This is a genomic window from Pseudomonas sp. MYb193 (genome assembly GCF_002966775.1).
In the GTDB taxonomy this organism is placed as follows: Bacteria; Pseudomonadota; Gammaproteobacteria; order Pseudomonadales; family Pseudomonadaceae; genus Aquipseudomonas; species Aquipseudomonas paracarnis.
Map to the genome: position 1 here is coordinate 3398764 of NZ_CP023269.1, position 24670 is coordinate 3423433.

Annotated in this window: 15 protein-coding genes and 2 riboswitches; of the genes, 11 read left to right on the forward strand and 4 right to left on the reverse strand. The window is 59.8% G+C overall.

All coding sequences use genetic code 11. The annotated features are described in order from the left end of the window. Positions 1–52: 52 nt before the first annotated feature. Positions 53–253, reverse strand: a riboswitch (cobalamin riboswitch). 41 nt (positions 254–294) lie between these two features. Next, a riboswitch (cobalamin riboswitch) is annotated at positions 295–508 on the forward strand. 96 nt (positions 509–604) lie between these two features. From CLM72_RS15420 to cobM, 4 genes are all read left to right on the forward strand, one after another. Beyond that, positions 605–793 carry a CbtB-domain containing protein gene (locus tag CLM72_RS15420; protein ID WP_003190735.1) on the forward strand — a complete coding sequence of 63 codons (189 nt, stop codon included), beginning with the start codon at positions 605–607 and terminating at the stop codon, positions 791–793. Positions 794–804: 11 nt separating this feature from the next. Continuing rightward, a complete protein-coding gene (locus CLM72_RS15425; RefSeq protein WP_105227040.1) occupies positions 805–1509 on the forward strand; it encodes a CbtA family protein in 705 nt (234 codons plus the stop codon). Then, positions 1506–1898, forward strand: a complete 393-nt coding sequence (locus tag CLM72_RS15430) for a cobalamin biosynthesis protein (RefSeq protein ID WP_105227041.1) — start codon at positions 1506–1508, stop codon at positions 1896–1898. The genes CLM72_RS15425 and CLM72_RS15430 overlap by 4 nt, the downstream gene beginning before the upstream one ends. A 70-nt stretch (positions 1899–1968) precedes the next feature. After that, positions 1969–2715 carry a precorrin-4 C(11)-methyltransferase gene (gene cobM, locus CLM72_RS15435; protein WP_105227042.1) on the forward strand — a complete coding sequence of 249 codons (747 nt, stop codon included), beginning with the start codon at positions 1969–1971 and terminating at the stop codon, positions 2713–2715. A gap of 151 nt (positions 2716–2866) precedes the next feature. Here the strand turns inward: cobM and nfuA are convergent, their stop codons facing one another. Continuing rightward, positions 2867–3451 carry a Fe-S biogenesis protein NfuA gene (gene nfuA, locus CLM72_RS15440; protein WP_003190728.1) on the reverse strand — a complete coding sequence of 195 codons (585 nt, stop codon included), beginning with the start codon at positions 3449–3451 and terminating at the stop codon, positions 2867–2869. A gap of 214 nt (positions 3452–3665) precedes the next feature. On the opposite strand from nfuA, the gene CLM72_RS15445 reads away from it, so the two are divergent. Further along, positions 3666–8018 (forward strand): SET domain-containing protein, encoded by a 4353-nt coding sequence (locus CLM72_RS15445; RefSeq protein ID WP_105227043.1) that lies wholly within the window; start codon positions 3666–3668, stop codon positions 8016–8018. Between the two features lie 17 nt (positions 8019–8035). On the opposite strand, the gene CLM72_RS15450 is transcribed toward CLM72_RS15445, so the two are convergent. Beyond that, the gene (locus CLM72_RS15450; RefSeq protein WP_105227044.1) at positions 8036–9058 is read right to left on the reverse strand and encodes an acyltransferase; all 1023 of its coding nucleotides are present in this window, start codon (positions 9056–9058) and stop codon (positions 8036–8038) included. Between the two features lie 82 nt (positions 9059–9140). Beyond that, complete coding sequence (locus CLM72_RS15455) at positions 9141–11432, reverse strand: fatty acid cis/trans isomerase (protein WP_105227045.1); 2292 nt, start codon at positions 11430–11432, stop codon at positions 9141–9143. Positions 11433–11599: 167 nt separating this feature from the next. On the opposite strand from CLM72_RS15455, the gene metH reads away from it, so the two are divergent. Then, positions 11600–15310: a methionine synthase gene (metH, locus tag CLM72_RS15460; RefSeq protein WP_105227046.1), complete on the forward strand. Its 3711-nt coding sequence runs from the start codon at positions 11600–11602 to the stop codon at positions 15308–15310. 183 nt (positions 15311–15493) lie between these two features. Here the strand turns inward: metH and CLM72_RS29305 are convergent, their stop codons facing one another. Beyond that, positions 15494–15895, reverse strand: a complete 402-nt coding sequence (locus CLM72_RS29305) for a hypothetical protein (protein ID WP_236485858.1) — start codon at positions 15893–15895, stop codon at positions 15494–15496. 207 nt (positions 15896–16102) lie between these two features. On the opposite strand from CLM72_RS29305, the gene CLM72_RS15465 reads away from it, so the two are divergent. The 5 genes from CLM72_RS15465 (at position 16103) to CLM72_RS15485 (ending at position 24605) form a co-directional block, all read left to right on the forward strand. Next, positions 16103–20293: a dermonecrotic toxin domain-containing protein gene (locus CLM72_RS15465; protein WP_256595419.1), complete on the forward strand. Its 4191-nt coding sequence runs from the start codon at positions 16103–16105 to the stop codon at positions 20291–20293. A gap of 52 nt (positions 20294–20345) precedes the next feature. Then, a complete protein-coding gene (locus CLM72_RS15470) occupies positions 20346–20564 on the forward strand; it encodes a DUF2970 domain-containing protein (RefSeq protein WP_057702850.1) in 219 nt (72 codons plus the stop codon). 527 nt (positions 20565–21091) lie between these two features. Then, positions 21092–22750 (forward strand): nitrite/sulfite reductase, encoded by a 1659-nt coding sequence (locus tag CLM72_RS15475; RefSeq protein WP_003190712.1) that lies wholly within the window; start codon positions 21092–21094, stop codon positions 22748–22750. After that, positions 22734–23228: a DUF934 domain-containing protein gene (locus CLM72_RS15480; protein ID WP_003190711.1), complete on the forward strand. Its 495-nt coding sequence runs from the start codon at positions 22734–22736 to the stop codon at positions 23226–23228. The genes CLM72_RS15475 and CLM72_RS15480 overlap by 17 nt, the downstream gene beginning before the upstream one ends. A gap of 144 nt (positions 23229–23372) precedes the next feature. Next, the gene (locus CLM72_RS15485) at positions 23373–24605 is read left to right on the forward strand and encodes an NADH:flavin oxidoreductase/NADH oxidase family protein (protein ID WP_105227048.1); all 1233 of its coding nucleotides are present in this window, start codon (positions 23373–23375) and stop codon (positions 24603–24605) included. Positions 24606–24670: the final 65 nt, after the last annotated feature.

A 24670-nucleotide genomic window follows, 5' to 3' on the forward strand; every position in this document is an offset into this window, starting at 1 on the left:
GCGGCGGCGCGCAGCAGCGGATTTCGTCACCGGATCACCCCGCCCGGTTGAATTGGAAAATCGGTTGCGAGGCAGGTCTCCTGGCTTGGGGTGTGCAGGTCTTGCGACCAACGCTGACTGCGCCTTCCCGCCCTATCGGCAGTGGCGTGGCAGTCAACTGAACCCTTCACAGTTGCGGGGGCAGCCGCGGCTTGAACCGCGTTCCCTTCTTAGCTTCGGCCTGGGCCGAAGAACCTCGAAGGTGCAAGGCTACAGGGGCTTGCAGCATTTGACTACCGTCCCGGCCCATGCTCTCCTACACGCCTTGTTTCGGGTGCCCTTCACAGGGTGAAACGGGAAACCGGTGCGTCATAGACCTATGACCAGTCCGGTGCTGCCCCCGCAACGGTAAGCGAGCGAAGCGTCACGGCCACTGTGCTTTTGCATGGGAAGGCGATGCTTTCAGGAGGACTCTTTCAAGAGCCGCCCCTCGCAAGCCCGGAGACCGGCCCGAAAAATTCAGATAACAAACCCGCGGTGGGCGGGCGCTGTTCAGAACCCTGCGTGCCTGGCGCGTGGGGTTTTCATGCGCTCGTTTCACCCTGACACCTGAAAGGGACGCGCCATGTCGATCATCAGCAGCACTTCGCACACCGCCACTAGCACCGCCACCCTCAGCCAACGCCTGACCGCCGCCATCGGTGCGTCGATCCTCGGTGCGTGCCTGGTGTATTTCGCCGGGTTCTCGCACATCGAGGCGGTGCACAACGCCGCCCACGATACCCGCCACAGCGCCGCGTTCCCGTGCCATTGAGAGCTGCCGACATGATCAAGCGTATTGCGCAAACCGCAGGGTTCACTGGGCTTTTGGCTGCCTTGCTGCTGACCCTGCTGCAAAGTTTCTGGGTGGCACCGCTGATTCTGCAGGCGGAAAGCTTTGAAAAAGCCCCGCCAGCCGCCGAAGTGGTGCACGAGCACACCGCAGGCGTTGCTGCCCACAGCCACGATGCCCAAGCCTGGGAGCCGGAAGATGGCTGGCAGCGTGTGCTGTCCACCACTGGAGGCAACCTGGTGGTGGCCGTAGGCTTTGCACTGATGCTCGCCGGCCTCTACACGCTACGTGCGCCGACCCGCACCGCCCAAGGCCTGCTCTGGGGCCTGGCCGGCTACGCGACCTTTGTACTGGCACCCACCCTGGGCCTGCCGCCGGAACTGCCGGGCACTGCGGCGGCTGACCTGACACTGCGTCAGACCTGGTGGATCGGCACCGCAGCCGCCACCGCTGCAGGCCTGGCGCTGATCGTGTTCGGCCGCAACTGGCTGTTGAAAGGCCTTGGGCTGGCGATCCTTGCCGTACCCCACGTCATCGGCGCGCCGCAACCTGAGGTACATTCGATGCTGGCCCCTGAGGCGCTCGAAGCGCAGTTCAAGATCGCCTCGCAATTGACCAACGTCGCCTTCTGGCTGGCCTTGGGCCTGATCAGCGCCTGGTTGTTCCGCCGCAACCGCGACGACCAATACTCGGCATGATCCTGGTTGTCGGTTTGGGCTGCCAGCGTGGCTGTGAGGTTCACAGCCTGCTGGCGTTGCTGGACGGAGCCCTGGCCGCGGCAGGCATTGATCGCTCACGCATAACTGCGCTGGCAAGCATTGATCGCAAGCGCGATGAACCTGGGCTGCTGGCGCTGGCCCAGCGGTTGAACCTGCCCTTGCAGTGCTTCAGCGCCGAGCAACTGGCAGGCTATGAACATCGGCTGAGCCATCGCTCAACACTGGCGTTTGCCCATACCGGCTGTTATGGGGTGGCCGAAAGCGCCGCGCTGGCCCTGGCCGAGCACCTGTCCAATGGCCCCGCGCGCCTGCTGATCACCCGCCAGAAAAGCGCACAGGCCACCCTTGCATTGGCCTGCGCAGGTTAAAATTCCGATAATTGCCGCTCTTGAGCATGAGCTGTGTTCATGCTCGCCCGTTTTTGAACAGGACTTCTCCATGACCGTCTACTTTATCGGCGCCGGCCCCGGCGACCCGGAATTGATCACCGTCAAAGGCCAGCGGCTGATCCGCAGTTGCCCGGTGATCATCTACGCCGGCTCGCTGGTGCCCGCCGCCGTACTGGAAGGTCATCAGGCGCTCCAGGTGGTCAACAGTGCCGAGCTGCACCTGGAACAGATCATCGAGTTGATCAAGACGGCCCATACCAAAGGCCAGGATGTGGCGCGGGTGCACTCCGGCGATCCCAGCCTGTATGGGGCGATTGGTGAACAAATACGCCATTTGCGTGAGCTGGGCATCCCTTTCCAGATCATTCCAGGGGTCACGGCGGTCGCGGCGTGCGCGGCCTTGCTGGAGACCGAACTGACCCTGCCGGACATCGCCCAGAGCGTGATACTGACCCGCTATGCGGATAAAACCAGCATGCCGACTGGTGAAGACTTCGACAGCCTGGCTCGTCACGGTACGACCATGGCGATTCACCTCGGGGTCAATCACTTGGAGAAGATCGTCGCCGAACTGCTGCCGCATTATGGCGCCGACTGCCCGATTGCCGTGGTACACCGTGCGACTTGGCCGGATCAGAATTGGGTGGCTGGCACCCTGTCAGACATTGCCGCCAAAGTGGCGACCAAGGGGTTCCGGCGTACGGCGCTGATTGTGGTAGGCCGAGTGCTGGCCAGCGACAGTTTCAGCGAGTCGTCGCTGTACCGCGCAGGGCATGCGCACCTCTACCGCCCCTGAAGCAATGCGAACAACAATAATGTGGGAGCTGGCTTGCCAGCTCCCACACTTGATCTGCTTGATCAGATATATCTTGCAACTCACTGAATTTAAATAATGAAAAACGGCGCTCACGGGGCGCCGTTTTTTATGTTCGCAGTGAACACCTTACTCAGTAGTAGGCGTTTTCTTTCTGCGTGTGGTCGGTCACATCACGTACACCCTTGAGCTCCGGGATGCGTTCGAGCAGGGTGCGCTCGATACCTTCGCGCAAGGTCACGTCCGCCTGGCCGCAGCCCTGGCAACCACCGCCGAACTTCAACACGGCGATACCGTCATCCACCACGTCGATCAGGCTTACCTGGCCGCCATGACTGGCCAGCCCCGGGTTGATCTCGGTTTGCAGGTAGTAGTTGATGCGCTCATTGACCGGGCTGTCGGCGTTGACGTTCGGCACCTTGGCGTTGGGGGCCTTGATGGTCAACTGGCCGCCCATACGGTCGGTGGCGTAGTCGACCACTGCGTCGTCAAGGAAGGCTTCGCTGAAGGCGTCGATATACGCGGTGAAGCTTTTGAGCCCCAGGGCGGTGTCTTCAGGCTTTTCTTCGCCGGGCTTGCAATACGCGATGCAGGTCTCTGCGTACTGGGTGCCGGGCTGGGTGATAAAGACGCGGATGCCGATACCCGGGGTGTTCTGCTTGGACAGCAGGTCAGCCAGGTAATCGTGGGCGGCGTCGGTAATGGTTATGGCAGTCATGGAAACTCCTCACAGGCTTGCCCGCAGTTTACGCCAAATTATTACGCAGGTACAAAGTCCTAGTATTTTTGTCGGGAAAGACTTGTCTCTGTTGACCTGACGCATCGTGACACCTGGCCATTTCTGCAAAAACCTGTGCCTACCTATATAGCCCCCCCGGCAAAACCCGGCTCAATAGAGTGAATCCTCTTCGACTACGGATTGTGAGGATTGAATGAATAACGCGTTGCAGAGTTTCTATTTCAAGGGTTTGCCGGAACAGCAAGCGCATCTGGACCATCTGATTGATTTCGTGACGGCACAAAGCTCGCTGACGGCATCCGCCGCCGAGGTGTACTACTCCCCGCCGCACAACAGCGAACTGCATCGCGAATGCAAGGAAGCCTTTCGTGTCTTGGCAAAGCTGGAAGCCGATGAAGACTTTCAGCAGTTCCTGCGGGAAAAGCCCGAACCAGATGCTTCCATTCTCGGCCGGGACTTTCTTTACGACCTGCTCTCCACCATGCTCAGCAGCGTGCGCGCACCGATACCCGACCCTGCCGAGACGTTCAGCATCGCCGACCATTCAGTGATCCTGCGCCATATACCCACCTATTGGTACATCGACGCCGACGTGTTGCTGGATATCAACCGGCGTGTGGGTAACGGCCTTAAAAGTGATGGCTCGGTGCGGTTTGACCTGGTGCTCAAGTATTACTCGATCATCCCGTCACAGCCCAAAACCCGCGAACAGTGGAAAGCGGTTCTCGCTGGCTTGCAGGAACACCACACCCTGAGAAAACTCGGACACGAAGGCGACCTCAGCGATTTGCAGCACTTGCTGGATGCGCCTGCCGACCAGAAAATCAAAGAGGTTATCCGCCAGATCGAAACACAAACACGTCAATCGCTGTTCCGTCATGTATTGCCCGAAACATTTACCGCCTCACAGCAGGACATGCTCACCACCACCCCCACCGTGCTGCTTGAGCAATTGCTCAATAGCCCCGATAACCTGGCGCTGGGCGAACGGATCGCCAAGGCCTTGGACTGGTATGGCAGCCAAAAGGACGAAATCTGCCCAGACCCGGTACGGGTGAAATTACTGTGGCGCGCGCTGTGGCTGACGATCATCCCCAACCCCGATTCGCCGGTGGATAACGAATTGAAGTTATTCATCTCGCCGGGGGCATCTTATAAGGCGATCCGCCAAAACCTGATCAGCCGCTATCACCACGACTTGTCGATCAGCACTGACGCAGCGCTATTGGCCGTGTGCGTGATCAAGGCCAATGTCGCCAGTGAAGTGTGGGTGGCCGATATTCCCGATGACCTGCCCTACGCTGCCACCAGTACCTGGGTCAATTTCAGAAGCGGCTTTCTGCTGGCCGAAACGATTGCACCTGGCTCATCGCGCCACATGAGTTTCGAACAATTGCTCAACCTGGCGGCGGAACACTTTCGCGCCAGTGGCGATGACATCAAACAACAGGCACTGGTCGCAGCGGCCAAATTGGGCCCCACCGTGCAATGGGCGCAGGCCAACGGCCTGATCGCCAACCGATCGTCGGGCCCCTCCCGCGACGAGCTCACCCAGGCCGTCACTGCACTGGAGCAGCATGAATCCGAGATGTTCAACGCGGTTCAGAACCTCAAACTCAAACTGCCCAGCCGTTGGCGCTTTGCCTCGGACACGGAGTACGACAAAGCCTTTCACGAAGCCCTCCAGGTGCCGAGAAACGCCTATAAGACCTTAATCCAATCATTGCTTGCCCACCTGGGCAGCGCGACTCTGAATGTGGATCAGGACGAGATCACCGTGTATTCATTAAGAGAAGCCCTGAACAAGGTGCCCATCGAATATGAAACCAAAGCCAAGACCGATGCCATTCGTTACCGGACAGGTTTTATCCTACGCATCGTCAAGCCCCGCTCGCCCTTCCATGCCATTTACATCGAGGTATTCCCCTTCGCCGGTCTGCTGCGTCGACGTAAAGACCTGCAAAGCCTACCGCTGAACGGCAAAGTGGTAGAGCTACGCGACGCCATGAGCTGGTGCAAATACCGATTGGCCACCGACGTGCCATTTGATCGCGAGGCCTACCGCGAGAACAAAGCGCCCAGACCAGGCAAAAAAGCCGAGTTGATCGTTGAACAAGTCGGCGAGACACTGCCTGCCATCGACGCAGGGCCGCGTATCCAATCGTTCGCGCCCAACACGCTGTATGCGCCGCGCAGTGAAACCCTGGCGAGCATGATTGCCCGCGAGCTGTTTTTCTGCGACGAACAGGCCCTGCTGGAAAAAACCCGTAAAGACACGCGGGAAGTGGACATCCCCGCTGAGGTACTCGAAGACTTGGCGTTCTGGGGCAAGATATTTGTGCCGTTCTGGGGCGGCATCGACGACATCGCTTCCGGCGATCCCCAGCGCATCAAATCCGGTGTCGCCAGCCTGTTCATCGACATCGTGGCTTTCGCGCTGCCGGTGGGCCGGTATGTGGCTGGCTCGACTCGCTTGCTCATCCAGGCAGGTAAAACCGGGCTGCGCCTGGCATTGCCCAAACTGGCGAAACTGACCGGAAAACTGGTGATCGCTACACTCCAGGAACTCAACCCCCTGGCCGCCCTCCCAAGCCTGCTCAGGCTCGCGCGCTTTGGTTTGCTCAAGCTGAGCCACAAACTGATGCGCCAGGCAAAACGGGGTATCGCCCAGCTGCGCGATGGGACGATCGCCGCAAGGCATATGCGCTCGGTCGACCCTGACAGCTGGAAGCCGCTGCAGGCGGGCGATCAACTGTTTACCGTGGACGGCTTCGCCAATGTCCCGATGCGTAACGTCGGCAGCCTCGACGCGCCGGATTATCGCTTGATCGATACCGCCTCCAACCAAGCCTTCGGACCGCGCTTTAGAGAACCGATCACGGTCATCAGCAACGGCAGCCCGTTGATCCGTCAGTACGCGGTTGACCCGGAGTTGATCAGAGGCCTCAAGCCCGACGCGCGCGGTATCTTCTCCCGGGCGGACTACAACCAGAAGTTCATCTGTAATGTCGATGACAAGGGCAAAATCGCGGTGTACCAGATCCGCGACAACTCCTATGGGTTCATTCAGGAGGCCGCGACAGGCGCCGACAACAGCTTTTCTATCGTGCTGGTCAATCCGAGGACCAACCGGGATTTGTCGATCACGCTGTCGTCGGTGGAACCCGGTCATTGGTATTCAGGCCCGATCAAGCTCACGGGCGGCGCGCCGGATGCGCCAAGCGTTGTAACGCCCTCAGTGCTGTTGAAATGGACCGAAGCCAGTGAAGACGCCCTGAAAAAAACCATGGACAACTTCGTCAGCACTTACAACCTGGACCCCAGCGCCTTTCGGCAGTTCGTCAACAGCCGCAACACCCTGACACCTCGGGGGCTAAAGATGCTAGACCGCGCGGGAACCGCCCGCACCAGCGTCACTTACGAGCATATGGAGCACTGGAGCAAGGCGTCCCAGCGCGAGCGCAACAGCCTCACCCTTGAGGGCTTCGCCGCCGACCATAACCTGGACCCGGTGGCCCTTGCCGAGCATGTAAACCTTGATGGCACCTATAGAGCGGCAGGCAAGGTACTGGCCAAATACGCCAGGGGTGAACAATTCGACGACCTGAAGCCCGAACACCTGCAAGAGTGGAACAAGCACTACAACGCCCCCAATTCAAGGGTGTCCATGCACGCATTTGTCGAGCAGAACAACCTCAATCCGGTTATCTGGAGCAACTACGTCAATGACAATGGCAGCATGACCCGCGCCGGTAGAGAAAGGTGGCTGTTCGGACAAAGAAGCCCGCTGGACGAGCCTGTGGCCAGGAAGCGGCCTGCGCCGCCCACCGCAAGCAGCTCAAAACGTCCGCGCCTGGAGGACGACACCGCAACCACGCGGCGCCGATCCACTTCAATCACCGCGTCTTTTGATCATAAAATCAACAATAATGCGCCAATTCTGCAAGACCCCAACGACGTCAGGCGCAGCTTGACCCTTGAACTTGAAGGTCCGTTGCAAAACATAGAGATCACCGACGCCAACCAGTTTTTCGACGAGTTCACCGGCCTGCAACACGTAGAAGTCAAAGAGGCTGCAACCAAGAGTATCCGCGACTGGATCTCTAAAGAAGGCAACCATCATCGCAGACTCGATCGACTGCTGGAGGTCAGGAAACTGGCCGAGGGCCCGGAGCGTGGCCTGTCGGTGGTGGCCCGAACCGATATAAAACGTTTTGATGTGATTGGGCCGTACACCGGCAAGGTGCACTTGAATCAAGCCTCGCTCAATACCGAGATACTGGAAAAAGGTGAAGCGGCCGTCGGCACGTACTTATTCCAAACCCACACTCATGGCGCGACTATCAGCGGCCACGGTAACAGCAATACGCTGAGCCTGATCAATGCGGTCAAGGTGCCCAACCTGCCCGACGTCGGCATCGAAAATGTCGGTGCCTTGTATGTAGGCAAATACATGGTGTTTATAGTCGCTTGGCGGGACATCCCTGCCGGGACCGAGTTGCTGATGGACTATGGGAAAGCCTACTGGAAGTACATGACGCCTTGAGCCGCCAAACGGCAATCCTAATGCTTTTGCCTTGTGGGTAACGCATCATCAATGCCAAACCAATGTTTGAGCCTGCGATGCGTAGCCTTCTCCAACACTTGGTAACTGGCCAAGGCGCCCAGCGCAATGACGGCGATGCACACCGGTATCATTGCATAGGGGTCTATTGCCCTGTGCTCGATGGCCCAGCGCCCAGCACACAGCACCAGTACGTGTAGCAGATAGACCGAGTAGGAGCAGTCCCCCAGCAGTTTTATCAAGCGCGAACCATGGAAGTAAGGCTCCAGCGCCACGCAACTGATCACTAACACGGCGCTGGGCACTCCCCATTCCAATACTCGGGGTACATCCGCGCCGTGGTAAATCGCTGCCAATGCCGCGACGACACCCAGCAACGCCAGCCAAGGCCTGGCTCGGCACAGACCGCGGCGGTAAAGTATGCCGATTGCCATGCCCATGAGAAATTCCAGAGCAATGTCATTACGGTAAAACCCATCGGCCAAGTCAAAGGCGGGGCCAATGACGTAGCACAGCAGATACAGCAGTACCGCCACCACCCACAGCCTATAGGCTTCACGCACCAGCAGCGCAACAGCAAACAGGCAGTAGAACAGCATCTCGAAATTCAGCGTCCAGCCCACATCCAGCAGTGGATACACGCCGTAGCCCGCCGGGTTTTGCGCGGGAATAAAGAGCATCGACAGGAGCGCATGACCCAGTTCTAGCTGAACGTCTGGGAACATCCAGGGCATGACCGTGACCAGCACAGCCAAAAGCACGGTATAGAACCAGTACGCCGGAGCAATCCTGGCCACGCGCATCAGCATGAAGCGCCAGGGCGTGAGCGCTTTATCGGCGCTCGCGAGGAAAATCACCAAGCCACTGATGACGAAGAATACGTCCACCCCGGCGCCGCCCTTTTCGACCAACAGGTCCTCGAAGGCGTTGTGGGCCTCGAAGTTGAAAAACAGCTGCATGACATGGTGACCCACCACCACCCATGCAGCCAACGCGCGCAACAACTGCACTGAAATCAGCATCGGCCTACCCCTTTCCAATCTGTAGGTAAATATCCGACTGCTTCAGCCCCACATGGAGAAATGACCGGATCAATGCACTTCGTTATAGGTTCTCATAGCGGTTCATGTCCAATACACCCTCTTCCACCGGCGTGGTTTCGCGGATGTACTGCGACAAGTCGTGGAAATACTGCCAGAACAACGGATGGCTGCGCCGCACACCCCAGCGGTCGACGATTTTCTCGAAGCTCTTGGCGTCCCTGGCCTGTTCCATCTGCGCGACAAACTCAGGCACTTGCCGGGCCGGGATATTGAACATGAAGTTCGGGTAGCTGCTGAGCACGCCAGGGTAAATGGTCACAGTGTCCAGGCCCGGCTGATAGCGATACGCCTCACCCAGCAGGAACGCCACGTTACTGTGGGCACGGTTGCGCAGCAGGCTGTAGACCTCGCGCTTGCCGCTGGCAGTTTCGATGCGCAGCATCGTGGCTTCGGGCAATTGCTCGATCACCTTGAGCCCCGCGGCCGGCCGCGAGGTCAGGCGGCTCAGCGCTTGTTCGGCATCCTGCAAGGCCGGGTCGATGCCGTCGCGGGAGCAGAACGCGCCGCTGCAGCGGTTGATCGGGTCGGGGCTGGCGTTCAAATGGCCGTAGCGGGTCAGCAACTGGTTGGCGAAGTCACGCTTGGGGTCTTTCTCGCTCAGGTGCAAACCACTGGCCTTGTCATCGTCAATCGCTTCGTAGTCCAGCCACAGCTTGAGCTTGCCGCTGTTCTGGTACCAGTCGTCCATGAAGTCTTCGCGGGTGTCGGCGGGCATCAGGCGCAGGAAGTTCTGCTCGGCGCCGTTGCGGATCAGGTCGAAATACAGGCGGGTCTGGGCCTGGTGCGAGACGTTGCCAAACACATCGAAATTCACCGCCAACTGGTAATAGGTGCGTTCCAGCAGTGGGTAGTCGAACAGCCACATCGTCTGCGGAACCTCGCCAATCAGGCCCTTGGTCACCGAGGCGCTGTCGAAATGGCGGAAAATGCTCAACAAGGCATTGTCATTGCCCGCCCACAATGTCGACCAGCTCGGCGCCGGCAGGTCTGCATAGTTGTCACGGCGCAAGGCTTCGTACTGGTTGCGCTTGTCGCGATAGGCGAGCCACAGGCTCAGCACACTGCCCACGTCGTCATTCTGCCCAGGCATGGCCAGCAACGGCGTGGCCTGGCCGCGATAACGCGCATCGGTGATGTACAGATCGTGGTCGGGGTCCTGGAACAGCGTCCAGAAGTTATCGCGGATCACGTCCGTAGCGATCTGCCCACGGCACACCGGCCCGCGAATGAAGGTACGCACGAAGTACTCAGCGTTATCGAGCATGAATTGGTAACGCGCTTTGGCCGGGATCGCCTCGAATGTCGCGAACGGGTTGGCGCGGCTGCCGGGGCCGTAGCCTGGCAAGGCCGTGACTTGCCAGTCGCCGGCGTAAAACAATGCCTTGATCCGCGCCATCTTCGCCGCGCTGAAGGGGTAAGTGATGTGGGTTTTATGCACGATCACGCCCTGCACCGGCCACAGGCGGTAGTACACCTGGGTGCCCGGGTCGTCGTTGGGGCGACGGGTGGCGATCAGGTCAATCGGCTGGCCACTGGGCGTACGCGAACGCACCCACTGGAAGTAATGCCCCGGCTCGCCGTTCTCGAAATAGATATGCGCCAGGAACAAATGCTCGAACAGCCAGCGCGCCACCAGGCTTTCCCGGGCGCCCGGCTGGTTGAACAGGTTTTCCCACTGTTGCACTTGCAACGCTTCCCTGGCGCTCGGCGCCAGGCCCTGCTCGTCAATCGGCGCGCCGGAGGCCAGCCAGCGTTGCAAAGTCTGGTACTGCTGATCGGTCAGGCCGGTGACCGCCAACGGCATGCCTTCCTTGGGGTGAGCGCCAGCATAGGCATTGAATTCGCCGGGCGTTGCGCACATATTTTCGCGGTTGAGCCCCAGCACAATGTTGTCGGGCAGCTTGGCATTGGGCGCCAGCGGCGCGTTGTGCCCCAGCTCCAGCATGCGCGCCATCAGCGCAGCCTGGCTGCCCTGGGCGTCCAGCACCGAATAGAAGCCCTTCTGCTGCCACGCCTGCTTACCGAATGCGTCATAAAACAACCGCGTAGTTGGCGTGGCCTGGCTGCGCTCGCCGTCATACACCGGCATTTTGCTTGCCCCGCGCGCGGCGCCCTCGGCGCTGCCAAGGTTGAGCTGGCAGGCGGAGTCGTAGCAGGCGTGGCAGGCCACGCATTTCTCGGTGAAGATCGGCTGGATATCGCGGGTATAGGAAATCGCCGAAGCGGGACCCTCTGCCTGCGCAGTACTGGCTATCAAGGCCAGGACGGCGCTGACGATCAAACGAAGTGACATGTATCGGGTCCCGATTCAAGGCGTGCGGTCTGTGAAATGGCGGTGATTCTACCGGGCCATGACCGCCAGCAACATGAGCGATATTCATGCACAACCCGGACATGCTCCAAATCGGCACAGGTTTGCTATGATTCACGCCCTCCGTAATGCCTGACCAGAGTAGTCCCATGCCCGATCGTAGCGCTCGCCTGCAAGCCCTTCACCAAGCCCTCAAGGAACGTATCCTGATCCTGGACGGTGGCATGGGCACGATGATCCAGAGCTATAAGCTCGAGGAGCAGGACTACCGTGGCAAACGCTTCGCCGATTGGCCAAGCGACGTCAAGGGCAACAACGACCTGCTGGTGCTGACCCGTCCCGACGTGATTGGCGGCATCGAGAAGGCGTACCTGGACGCTGGCGCCGACATCCTTGAAACCAACACCTTCAACGCCACGCGTATCTCCATGGCCGACTACGGCATGGAAGAACTGGCCTATGAACTGAACGTGGAAGGCGCTCGCCTGGCGCGCAAGGTGGCCGACGCCAAAACCCACGAGAACCCGGCCAAACCGCGCTTCGTCGCCGGCGTGCTGGGCCCGACCAGCCGCACCTGCTCGCTGTCGCCGGACGTGAACAACCCCGGCTACCGCAACGTGACCTTCGATGAGCTGGTGGAAAACTACACCGAAGCCACCAAGGGCCTGATCGAAGGCGGCGCCGACCTGATCCTGATCGAAACCATCTTCGACACCCTCAACGCCAAGGCCGCGATTTTCGCCGTGCAAGGGGTGTTCGAGGAACTGGGCGTGGAACTGCCGATCATGATCTCCGGCACCATCACCGACGCGTCCGGCCGTACCCTGTCGGGCCAGACCACCGAAGCGTTCTGGAACTCCGTGGCGCACGCCAAGCCGATCTCGGTCGGTTTGAACTGCGCCCTCGGCGCCAGCGAACTGCGCCCCTACCTGGAGGAGTTGTCGAACAAGGCCAACACCCATGTGTCGGCGCATCCCAACGCTGGCCTGCCCAACGAATTCGGCGAGTACGACGAACTGCCGTCAGAAACCGCCAAGGTCATCGAAGAATTCGCCCAAAGCGGCTTCCTGAACATCGTCGGCGGTTGCTGCGGCACCACGCCTGGGCATATCGAGGCCATCGCCAAGGCCGTGGCCGGGTATGCGCCGCGCCCGATCCCGGACATTCCCAAGGCCTGCCGCCTGTCGGGCCTGGAGCCGTTCACCATCGACCGCAGTTCGCTGTTCGTCAACGTCGGCGAACGTACCAACATCACAGGCTCGGCCAAGTTCGCCCGCCTGATCCGCGAAGACAACTACACCGAAGCCCTCGAAGTCGCCCTGCAGCAGGTGGAAGCCGGCGCCCAGGTGATCGACATCAACATGGACGAAGGCATGTTGGATTCGAAGAAGGCCATGGTGACCTTCCTCAATCTGATCGCCGGCGAGCCAGACATCTCCCGCGTACCGATCATGATCGACTCCTCCAAGTGGGAGGTGATCGAAGCAGGCCTCAAGTGCATTCAGGGCAAGGGCATCGTCAACTCCATCAGCATGAAGGAAGGCGTGGAGCAGTTCATTCATCACGCCAAGCTGTGCAAGCGCTACGGTGCGGCCGTGGTGGTGATGGCGTTCGACGAAGCCGGCCAGGCCGACACCGAAGCGCGCAAGAAAGAGATCTGCAAACGCTCCTACGACATCCTGGTCAATGAAGTCGGCTTCCCGCCGGAAGACATCATCTTCGACCCGAACATCTTCGCGGTCGCCACCGGTATCGAAGAGCACAACAACTATGCAGTCGATTTCATCAACGCCTGTGCCTATATCCGTGACGAACTGCCCTACGCGCTGACCTCCGGTGGCGTGTCCAACGTGTCGTTCTCGTTCCGCGGCAACAACCCGGTGCGCGAAGCGATCCACTCGGTGTTCCTGCTGCATGCGATCCGTGCGGGCCTGACCATGGGTATCGTCAACGCCGGCCAGTTGGAGATCTACGACCAGATCCCCGCCGAGCTGCGTGACGCCGTCGAAGACGTGGTACTCAACCGCACACCCGAAGGCACCGACGCCCTGCTCGCCATTGCCGACAAGTACAAGGGCGACGGCAGCGTCAAGGAAGCCGAGACCGAAGAGTGGCGCGGCTGGGAGGTCAACAAGCGCCTGGAACATGCGCTGGTCAAGGGCATCACCACGCACATCGTCGAAGACACCGAAGAGTCGCGCCTGTCGTTCGCACGCCCGATCGAAGTGATCGAAGGCCCGCTGATGTCGGGCATGAACATCGTTGGTGACCTGTTTGGCGCCGGCAAGATGTTCCTGCCCCAGGTGGTGAAATCCGCCCGGGTGATGAAACAGGCGGTGGCGCACTTGATCCCGTTCATCGAGCTGGAAAAAGGCGACAAGCCCGAAGCCAAGGGCAAGATCCTGATGGCCACGGTCAAGGGCGACGTGCATGACATCGGCAAGAACATTGTCGGCGTGGTGCTGGGTTGCAACGGCTATGACATCGTCGACCTGGGCGTGATGGTGCCCGCGGAGAAGATCTTGCAGGTGGCCAAGGAGCAGAAATGCGACATCATTGGCCTGTCCGGCCTGATCACGCCGTCCCTGGATGAAATGGTGCATGTGGCCCGCGAGATGCAGCGCCAGGATTTCCACCTGCCGCTGATGATCGGTGGCGCCACCACGTCCAAGGCGCACACGGCGGTGAAGATCGAGCCCAAGTACAGCAACGACGCGGTGATCTACGTCACCGACGCCTCCCGCGCCGTGGGCGTGGCTACGCAGTTGCTGTCCAAGGAACTGAAGGCCGGTTTCGTCGAGAAAACCCGCCTGGAATACATCGACGTGCGTGAGCGCACCTCCAACCGCAGCGCACGCACCGAGCGCCTGAGCTACCCGGCAGCCGTCGCCAAGAAGCCTCAGTTCGACTGGAGCAGCTACACCCCGGTGGTGCCAACCTTTACCGGCGCCAGGGTGCTGGACAATATCGACCTCAACGTGCTGGCCGAGTACATCGACTGGACGCCGTTCTTCATCTCCTGGGACCTGGCCGGCAAATTCCCACGCATCCTCACCGATGAAGTGGTCGGCGAAGCGGCCACCGCGCTGTATGCCGATGCCCGGGAAATGCTCAAGAAGTTGATCGACGAGAAACTCATCAGCGCCCGGGCGGTGTTCGGTTTCTGGCCGACCAACCAGGTGCAGGATGACGACCTGGAAGTCTACGGCGACGACGGCCAGCCTATTGCCAGGCTGCACCACCTGCGCCAGCAGATCATCAAGACCGACGGCAAACCGAACTTCTCCCTGGCCGACTTCGTCGCCCCCAAGGACAGCGGCGTGACCGATTACATCGGCGGGTTCATCACCACCGCCGGCATCGGTGCCGAGGAAGTGGCCAAGGCTTACCAGGACGCGGGCGATGACTACAACTCGATCATGGTCAAGGCCCTGGCCGACCGCCTGGCCGAAGCCTGCGCCGAATGGCTGCACCAGCAAGTGCGCAAAGACTACTGGGGTTACGCCAAGGACGAGCAGTTGGACAACGAAGCGCTGATCAAGGAGCAGTACAGCGGCATCCGCCCTGCCCCCGGCTACCCGGCGTGCCCGGATCACACCGAAAAAGCCCAACTGTTCCAACTGCTCGACCCCCAAGCCCACGAAATGCACGCCGGCCGCAGCGGCGTGTTTCTCACCGAGCACTACGCGATGTTCCCGGCGGCAGCGGTCAGTGGCTGGTACTTTGCCCACCCCCAGGCGCAGTACTTCGCCGTGGGCAAGGTCGACAAGGATCAGGTCACCAGCTACACGGCACGCAAAGGCCAGGACCTGAGCGTGACGGAGCGTTGGCTGGCGCCGAATCTGGGCTACGACAACTGAGGTAACGCTGCTACTGGCTGCGGTAACCGTTTACCGCACCTACGATGACTCAATGCGATTTCCTGTGTCGGACCGATTCTCGGTCCGCTGAACCGGCAGCTCAGCACAACCGGTTTTACACAGGAAACGCATGTCATCATGACCGAACCCAATACTCCCTCGTCAAACTCAGCCTTTCGCCAACTACCCGCCCTGGCAGTGCATGAGCGCTTCGCTACGCGGCCGGCGCTGTATTCCGTCGTCTTCAAAGCATTGCGCAGCCGTATGCTGGAGCGATATCCGTCGCTGAACCTCGACTTGCTCGCGGTCAAACTGGCCAGCCCTCAGGCCAATGGTGAATACACCTACCCCGCACTCATGGAGGTGGCTATCGCCCATGTACTGAACCCACAGCCACTTGACCTGCATACCGTCCGCGAGCGCCCGTACTTCCTCACGACACAGCCCCCCGCCGTGCTCAAGACCGGGGATGGCCAGCCGCTCGACATGCAGGTGGTCGCCCAGATTCTTGACGAATTTCCCGCGTCCCTTTACTTGTACATGCAACACGATCTGGCCGACTACTGGAGCCAGGTCGACAATCATGGCAACAGCCGCTGGCAGTGGCTTGCAGAGTTCCTCAATGGTCAGATGATTGCCGCAGCGGCCAGCCAGTCACCGCTGAGCGACGTGCAGCGCGATATGCTGGCGGTAGTCGCCGCCTGGCCGGCGCAACGTGAGCGCCTGCCCCGCTCCTCACCCGCCACCTACGTATATTTCATCGAGAGCACACTCACCCGCGTCGGCAAGACGGTGCGGGTATTGACCCCGGACCTGTTATTGGTACGCGATAAACAGGTGTTGCTCTACAGCGTAGCCGGCGCAATCCATGCGTTTGATTCGCTGGAGGCGTTCAGCCAGGCCTGGGGGAGCAGGATGCAACGCGAGTTTGAGTTCGACAGCCTTACCTGGCACCGCAATGAACCTGCCGCCAACGTGTTTGAACAACAGGCCGGGCTGATCCTCAACCAACAACTCGAAGACCTGGCAACCCTATCGTTCCAGGGGCAAGACGAAAAAGAACTTGATCAACGCCTGGACATGATCACCAACCCGGCCAGGTATTTTACCGACATCAAGTTGCCCGACACCAAGCGCCTTGGCACCGTGAGCCAGCAACTGCCGCAATGGCTCAAGCAAGCCGAGCCCGCGGATCGTTTCGCCTATCACCGCCACTTGCAGGATATGGCGCAAGTGCTGCAAAAAAACCAGGGGCGATCGTTCAACGAGGGCATTGAAAACATCCACACATTCAGCCGCGTCGCCTTGCGCAAGCAAATGCAAGCTGATCACGGCGATTTCGACCCTGATGCGGTGCAGTTGGACTTTGCGGTAGCGGCGGGTTATCCGGGCGGCGCCGGGATCATCGAACACGTGCGCATGTCCCTGACGGAGCTGGCCCTGAAGAATCTGGCCGGCAAGCCCAAAGGTACGTTGAAGCTGTCTTCCACAACAGCCACGCCACTGCCTGGCTGGTTGAATGAAGACTATCTGATGGGCAGCAACGGCCTGATCCAGCGCGTCGATATCGGCACCACCTACCCCAATGCCCTCAAAGAGCTGCTGCTGTCCGATACCGTCGAGGCACGTCGCCGCGAGGTGCTGTTTACTCGCGAACTGAAGGCTCATCTGCCGATGCAGGCGCTGGAATTCAAGGTCCGCCAGCAGCATGGCGTTACCGTGACGGGTTATCAGTATGTCAAGGCGCTCATGGGAGAAACGCCTTCGCTCAGACTCGTCAACGATCAGGAAATCGTCCTGCGCCCCCTGGCGTTGTGCCGCAAAGCCGGGGCCACGCCGGACGAAGTGAATAATATGTTTATCATTGAGCCTCGCGACTCCCAGGTCGGCCCACACCTGCTCTACCGACCGCTGTACGCCGAGTCCCTCTACGAATACCCCACGCGCCAGGCGCTGCTGGAGGCCATCGCCGAACCGGGTGCGTTGCAGGACAGCGTGCTGACCTGGCTGTCGGACAAGGTGCGCCCCATCTATGCACACGGCGGCATCAAAGAGCCGCACATCATCCGTTTCTTGCCCGGCGACGAGTTCAACCGACCCGAGAAACCAGCGCCCGCGACCCTGGCCGTCGATGACGGCGCCGGGGAATGGCTCCAGTCCCAGCTCAACGGCCAACTGCCCAACCATCTGTTCGGCAGCACCGCACGGGCACTGGTCGACCTGGCGGACCGCGAGTCGATCTCCAACACCGAAAGCCGATGGGCCATTGTGATGGAGGGTGCCTGGCTGTTGTTCAATACATTGCTGCTGCCCTTGGTACAGGGCCCAGCCATGTTGGCCGGCTGGTTCCTGGTGCTGGTTGCCAGCCTGGAGCAGGACTTGGCAGGCCTGGACAGCAGCGATCCCACCACCCGCGAGTTGGCGTTGATTGATCTGCTGCTCAATACTGCGATGGTGTTGCTGCATGGCGCATCGCCTTCCAGCAAGCCGTGGTCGCCTCAGCGCGCAGACGAAGGCGCCCTGCACCTTCAAGCCTGGCGTCGTATGCCTGGCCTGGCCGTGCCGCACGAATTACCAGCGATCCGCCCCGGCGCGGTCTCGCTGCCCGGAGAGCCACCGGCTTCGGGCCACACGGCCCTGGACTTCAGTCATTCGCTGGCAAGCGCTCAAGCCAGCGAGCGGCTGAGGGCACTGCTTGATATCAACGTGCCTTGGCCCGAGCCTTTGCCGCTCCCGCAGTCCAGCGGTTCACTTAAAGGCCTCTACCGCATTGATGACATCTGGCATGCCAGCCTGGGCGGGCTATTGTTCCGGGTCAGCGTTGTACCTGGGTTCGATGAAGTCTACCTGGTGCATCCGCGGCACCCTGATCATCCTGGCTTCAGGCTGGTGAGCGATGGGCAGGGTCATTGGCGGCTGGACCGACAGGCTCGGCTGGAAGGTGGTATGCCTAGAGAGCGGCTGGGCAAATGGAACACAACACGACAGGAACGCTTGCAGGAATTGAGTTCAGGATTGGAAATCCTGCGCATTGAAGCACAGTCATTGGAGTCGCAGGCGCGACAGCTTAGCGCTGCACTGAAAAGCGCCAAGGAACAACTGATAGAACACAAACGGGCCTTGAGAGAGGACTGGGTCAGACTTGCCAGCCCTGAGTTACTTCCCGCACTGCGCCCCAGAATCGCAGAGCGTTATGCCCAAAGGCAACGTTCAGCCATTCGCGCCAAAAACGCGTGGACCGTCGCGGTCGAGCATTACGAGGCAAACACGCAGGCATTTATTTCCACGCAGGAAAGGACCCTGGCTCTGGCTGGAGAGCTGCTGGATATAGACCGAACCCAAGCTTCATACAAAGAAGGACGCGATATCGCAGCCACCAACATCTACACTCACTTATTGTTGTTATATTCGAATCTACATCAAAAAATCTCCAACACGCTGGAAACCGGACGCGGCGAAAGCCTTGCCGAACTCCTGCGCCGTTTTGACAATGAACTTGCCGACCAAATCACCGACGCCTATGAGGAATTCATCAACGGCGCGACGCAGCGATTGGAACTGCTCAAGGAAATGTTCACCGTGGCAGAAAAAGTCGAAGACTTTCTGCAGCAGGCGGGTAAGGCGTTGCGCGAGCAACTGATGAGACAGCTTACGCCCTCCAGCACTATTTCTTCCGTCATCGTAGAACAGCACATGCTGTTAGCGTTCGTTGAATTGATAGTTAATCGTGCTCTTGATACCGGTAAGCCAGAGGAGCGTCCTTTCCTGGAGGTACTCACTGATCGCAGAGCCACCACCGCTATACTCACTCACACCGAAATGCGTGCCACCAGCGGTTACTCACCGACCGAACAAATTGACATCCTCAAGGATGCGCTCCAGCAGTACGATCGGCTGGAAAACGCCGTTAACTCATTAGCTGAAATGGGTTCCACGCTTTTGCGAGAGCAGTATCGTGGACCGTTCATGGAACAGTTCGGCAAGTCGCGAACAGACCTGGAAGCACAACTGGCCCAATTGATTCTCGCTGAAGAGGGCTTTGCCCCTGCGCCCCGCCCCCACCGGAGCGCCCGACAGAAACCCGCCACCCGCAAGGTTATCAAGACCCGCAACCAGGAGACGCTGGTGGGTGAACTGCGCCCCCGCGAGGAGGGCGTTGAAGGCGAGTTCGTCGACATCAAGGACGAAATCACCGGGCAAACCGTCGCTACTTATCATGAACACGCCAACGAGGGCCTGTGGAACGAAGTTGTACAGGCTCGTGCGCAGGTAAAACCTGCGCCGCGTGCCGTGCGTTCATTAAAGACGATAGAAACACTCGCACGAACTGCCTTGGAGGAGCGGGCAAGTATTGATGCAAGCATTCGCTTCCAACAACGCAAGCTGCAACAACCCGACCGGCTGAACGAGGTCGCCCCTCACGAATGGGATGTGATGCTCACCCAGCACGCGGAAAAGCTTGAAGCCCTTGCCGAAGAGCTCCAGCGCGATCACGCCACAGCCCCCCGCGCTCAGGCGCTGATCGGGCAATACCGCGCCAAGGCAGCCGAAGCGACGCAGCAGGCCCGCGAACGTTGCAGCGAGGGGTACAAGTTACAACGCCCCAAGGCGGCCAACGTCGAGTATTTGTGGCAGCACGGCTTTGTCGATATCAACCTGGTCAGCAGCCGCGTGCCGTTGAAGGCCGGTGACTTTCTCACCGAGTATGCAGTACGCGACAAAAGCAAAATCAGGGCGGGTATAAAGGGTAAGGGCAATGTTTTGTGGTACGCCCATTTCCATTATTCATCCGCCGATCAACCGCCCTCCCAACCTGATTTCGGCCACCTTAAAACCCCGAGTGAGCAGCGATATACGCGCCGGGAACTGATTGAACAGGCGCGTGCCGACAACCGCGCCGTGGTCAATCTGGAGAAAGCCGAGATCAAGCCACCGCTTGATCAGCGGCTATTCCTGGGGTTGGAGGTACTGGGTTCCAAATGAGCCTCGACAGACTGTCTATACTCTGCACGAGAACCATGTTGACGAGGGGTTTATGGACGATCCAATCGATAACAAACCACCGACCTTCTGGCAGATGCTGCACAGCGTGACGGCCGCCGCGTTCGGTGTGCAAAGCGGCAAGAATCGCGCCCGCGACTTCACCCATGGCAAACCCAGCCACTTTGTGATCCTGGGCATTGCGTTCACGGTGGTGTTTGCCTTGACGCTGTTTGGCATCGTCAAGCTGGTGCTGTACCTGGCCGGTGTTTAACGCAGCCGCCGATGCAGACTGAACGCATAAACAGAACGCCGGTTTGCCAACGACCGCCAGCGCACGGAATCCACCGGCGCTGGCGGCGCTGACAACTGCAGGCGCTCAGATGAACCTTGAATATCGACCACCATCATCTTGGCTACTCGACAACCAATCGGTGCTCAATCAACGGTTTTATTACTGGTGGCTGACCCAAAATACAGCGGTGCCGACCACGAGAATAATCAGAAACAAAATGGCCCAGGCATCAACGGTACTGTCAGGTTTACGGGCTTTGGTGGAATTACTCATCGCATCGCCTCTTGTCGGTTTTATAGGTGACTGCACTAAGACTCGTCCACAGTAAAGACCAGTCTTGCCCCCATGACAAATGTGGGTATCGCGATAACTGTTCTCATTAGTCAGTTTGGTTATGTGCATATACCCAAACATCACTTTTGCGCATATACGCAAACTGGTATCGTGCGCCGGCTCCGTTGGGAGTGCGCGGCCGTGCGCGCAGATTTGCCGAGAACAGGACCTATATGTACGTATACGACGAATACGATCAGCGCATCATCGAGGACCGCGTCAAGCAGTTCCGTGATCAGACCCGACGCTACTTAGCAGGTGAACTGAGCGAAGAAGAGTTCCGCCCTCTGCGCCTGCAAAATGGCCTTTACGTTCAGCGCTTTGCGCCGATGCTGAGGGTGGCCGTGCCCTATGGCCAACTGACGTCGCGCCAGACGCGAATGATGGCCAAGATCGCCCGCGACTTCGATAAAGGCTATGCCCATATCAGCACCCGCCAGAACGTGCAGTTCAACTGGCCGGCCCTGGAAGATGTGCCGGATATCCTGGCTGAACTGGCTACCGTGCAGATGCACGCCATTCAGACCAGCGGTAACTGCCTGCGCAACGTGACTACCGACCAATTTGCCGGCGTCGCTGCCGACGAGTTGATCGACCCACGGCCGTGGTGTGAAATCGTGCGCCAGTGGACTACCTTCCACCCTGAGTTCGCCTACCTGCCACGCAAGTTCAAGATCGCCATCAATGGCTCGACCTCGGACCGCGCCGCCATCGAAGTCCACGATATCGGCCTGGAGCCGGTGTACAACGCTGCAGGCGAGCTGGGCTTCCGTGTGCTGGTGGGTGGCGGCCTCGGTCGTACGCCGGTGGTCGGTGCGTTCATCAACGAGTTCCTGCCGTGGCAGGACCTGTTGAGCTACCTCGACGCCATCCTGCGGGTCTACAACCGCTATGGCCGTCGCGACAACAAGTACAAGGCCCGGATCAAGATCCTGGTCAAGGCGCTGACCCCTGAGGTGTTTGCCCAGAAAGTCGATGCTGAGATGGAACACCTGCGCGGCGGCCAGACCACCCTGACCGAAGCCGAAGTGCACCGCGTCGCCAAGCACTTCGTCGACCCTGAGTACAAGGCCCTGAGCAATCAGGACGCCGAGTTGGCCGCACTCGACCAGCAACACCCAGGTTTCGCCCGCTGGCGCACGCGCAATACCCTGGCGCACAAGAAGCCCGGCTACGTGGCAGTGACCCTGTCGCTCAAGCCCACCGGCGTTGCACCTGGCGATATCACCGACAAGCAGCTGGATGCCGTCGCCGACCTGGCCGAGCGCTACAGCTTTGGCCAACTGCGCACCTCCCACGAGCAGAACATCATTCTCGCGGACGTTGAACAGAGCCAATTGTTCACCCTGTGGGGCGAACTGCGCGAAGGCGGCTTTGCTACGCCGAACATCGGCCTGCTGACCGACATCATCTGCTGCCCGGGCGGCGACTTCTGCTCCCTGGCCAACGCCAAGTCGATCCCGATTGCCGAGTCGATCCAACGCCGTTTCGACGACCTGGATTACCTGTTCGACATCGGCGAGCTGGACCTGAACATCTCCGGTTGCATGAACGCCTGTGGTCACCACCACGTCGGCCACATCGGCATCCTGGGCGTGGACAAGAAAGGCGAAGAATTTTACCAAGTGTCCCTGGGTGGCAGCGCCAGCCGCGATGCGAGCCTGGGCAAGATCCTCGGCCCATCCTTCGCCCAGGAAGCCATGCCGGAGGTGATCGGCAAGCTGATCGACGTGTATATCGAACAGCGTACCGAAGATGAGCGTTTCATCGACACCTACCAGCGCATCGGCATCGACCTGTTCAAGGAGCGTGTCTATGCAGCGAATCATTAAGAACAACGCAGTCGTCGACGAAACCTGGCACCTGCTGCCCAAGGACGCGAGCTTCGACGGCATCTCCAACTGCGACGACCTGATCGTACCGCTGGCCCTGTGGCGCGAGCACGGCCACGCCCTCAAGGCCCGCGACGGCGGTTTGGGTGTTTGGCTGGACGCCGATGAAGAAGCCGAAGAAATCGGTGATGACGTGCAGCACTTCCAGGTCATCGCCCTGAACTTCCCGGCCTTCACCGACGGGCGCAACTACTCCAACGCACGCCTGCTGCGTGACCGTTATGGTTACAAGGGTGAATTGCGTGCCATTGGCGACGTGCTGCGTGACCAGTTGTTCTACCTGCACCGCTGCGGGTTCGATGCCTTCGCCTTGCGCGCGGACAAAGACCCGTACGAAGCGCTGGAAAGTCTCAAGGATTTCTCGGTGACCTATCAAGCGGCCACCGATGAACCACTGCCGCTGTTCCGCCGCCGCTGACACCCTGTAGGAGCGAGCAAGAACTAGGCGTCCCCCTCGCTCCTACAGCTCCATCGCCCGTCAATCCTGTGTGATCGACGCCCGCTTGACATTAAAGTTAACTTTAAGCTTAGCCTGAGACCTCCCCTGCTCAGGAGTTAACCCATGTCACCGTTCGAATCGCTGCAACTGCCCAACGGCCAAGTCATCGCCAACCGCATCGCCAAGGCCGCGATGGAAGAGAATATGGCGGACCTGCATCAGGCACCGTCCAAAGCCTTGAAGCAGCTGTACAAGACCTGGGCCGACGGCGAGCCCGGCCTGCTGCTGACCGGTAACGTGATGATCGACCGCCGCGCCATGACCGGCCCTGGCGGTGTCGCGCTGGAAAACGAGCAACACCTGGCCAGTTTTCGTGAATGGGCCGACGTAGCCCGGGCCAAAGGTGTGCACTTCTGGGTACAGCTCAGCCATCCGGGCCGCCAGACCATGGCCAACCTCGGTCAACAAGCGTTGGCACCCTCGGCTATTGCGCTGGATGTGGGCAGTTTTTCCAAAATGTTCGCCAAACCCAAGGCCATGACCGAAGATGACATCCAGGACGTCATCAAGCGCTTCGCCGCCAGCGCCCGCCTGGCCGAGCAAGCCGGGTTCACCGGGGTGCAGATCCACGGCGCCCATGGCTATTTGTTGAGCCAATTTCTCTCGCCCTTGAGCAACCACCGTACCGACCGCTGGGGCGGCCCCTTGGAAAACCGCGCACGCCTGCTGCTGGAGGTCGTCCGTGCCGTACGTGCCAGCGTCAGCCCTTCATTTTGTGTGTCGGTGAAGCTCAATTCCGCAGACTTCCAGCGCGGCGGCTTCGATGAGACCGATGCACGCGCTGTAGTGGAGATGCTCAATACGCTGCAGATCGACTTGCTTGAGTTGTCCGGCGGCAGCTATGAAGCGCCGGCCATGCAAGGTGAGGCGCGGGACGGCCGAACCTTGGCCCGTGAAGCCTACTTTTTGGATTTCGCCACGCAAATGGCGAGCATCGCCACCATGCCACTGATGGTGACCGGAGGTATTCGCCGCTTGCCGGTGGTCCAGCAAGTATTGGACAGCGGCATCGCCATGGCCGGCATCGCCACCGCCCTGACCCTGGAGCCGCAACTGATCAAACAGTGGCGTGAAGGTCGCGACCTCAACCCACAACTGCGGCCCATGGAATGGAAGCGCAAACCGCTGGCCGCCCTCGCCACCCTCGCCGTGGTGCGCGACCAGATGCGTCGCCTGAGCCGCGGCCGTCTGCCCAACCCCAACGTTGCGCCCTGGCTGGCATTGGCCTGTGACCAGTGGTTTATCGCGCGGCGTACGCGGCAATACCGCGCAAGCATGACGCAATCTTCACATTAAAGGCGGAGCATTCGCCGTGATTGAACTGTCCCCTACTGATCAGCAGTTTTTCAACCTCACTGACG

What these genes read in the sequence shown, in the direction of transcription:
- CLM72_RS15445 (WP_105227043.1), top strand. Translation starts at nt 3,666, where the DNA reads ATGAATAACGCGTTGCAGAGTTTCTATTTCAAGGGTTTGCCGGAACAG.
- CLM72_RS15430 (WP_105227041.1), top strand. Translation starts at nt 1,506, where the DNA reads ATGATCCTGGTTGTCGGTTTGGGCTGCCAGCGTGGCTGTGAGGTTCAC.
- CLM72_RS15450 (WP_105227044.1), bottom strand. Translation starts at nt 9,058, where the DNA reads ATGCTGATTTCAGTGCAGTTGTTGCGCGCGTTGGCTGCATGGGTGGTG.
- CLM72_RS15425 (WP_105227040.1), top strand. Translation starts at nt 805, where the DNA reads ATGATCAAGCGTATTGCGCAAACCGCAGGGTTCACTGGGCTTTTGGCT.
- CLM72_RS29305 (WP_236485858.1), bottom strand. Translation starts at nt 15,895, where the DNA reads ATGATTGTCGACCTGGCTCCAGTAGTCGGCCAGATCGTGTTGCATGTA.
- CLM72_RS15485 (WP_105227048.1), top strand. Translation starts at nt 23,373, where the DNA reads ATGTCACCGTTCGAATCGCTGCAACTGCCCAACGGCCAAGTCATCGCC.
- CLM72_RS15475 (WP_003190712.1), top strand. Translation starts at nt 21,092, where the DNA reads ATGTACGTATACGACGAATACGATCAGCGCATCATCGAGGACCGCGTC.
- CLM72_RS15470 (WP_057702850.1), top strand. Translation starts at nt 20,346, where the DNA reads ATGGACGATCCAATCGATAACAAACCACCGACCTTCTGGCAGATGCTG.
- cobM (WP_105227042.1), top strand. Translation starts at nt 1,969, where the DNA reads ATGACCGTCTACTTTATCGGCGCCGGCCCCGGCGACCCGGAATTGATC.
- CLM72_RS15480 (WP_003190711.1), top strand. Translation starts at nt 22,734, where the DNA reads ATGCAGCGAATCATTAAGAACAACGCAGTCGTCGACGAAACCTGGCAC.
- metH (WP_105227046.1), top strand. Translation starts at nt 11,600, where the DNA reads ATGCCCGATCGTAGCGCTCGCCTGCAAGCCCTTCACCAAGCCCTCAAG.
- CLM72_RS15455 (WP_105227045.1), bottom strand. Translation starts at nt 11,432, where the DNA reads ATGTCACTTCGTTTGATCGTCAGCGCCGTCCTGGCCTTGATAGCCAGT.
- nfuA (WP_003190728.1), bottom strand. Translation starts at nt 3,451, where the DNA reads ATGACTGCCATAACCATTACCGACGCCGCCCACGATTACCTGGCTGAC.
- CLM72_RS15420 (WP_003190735.1), top strand. Translation starts at nt 605, where the DNA reads ATGTCGATCATCAGCAGCACTTCGCACACCGCCACTAGCACCGCCACC.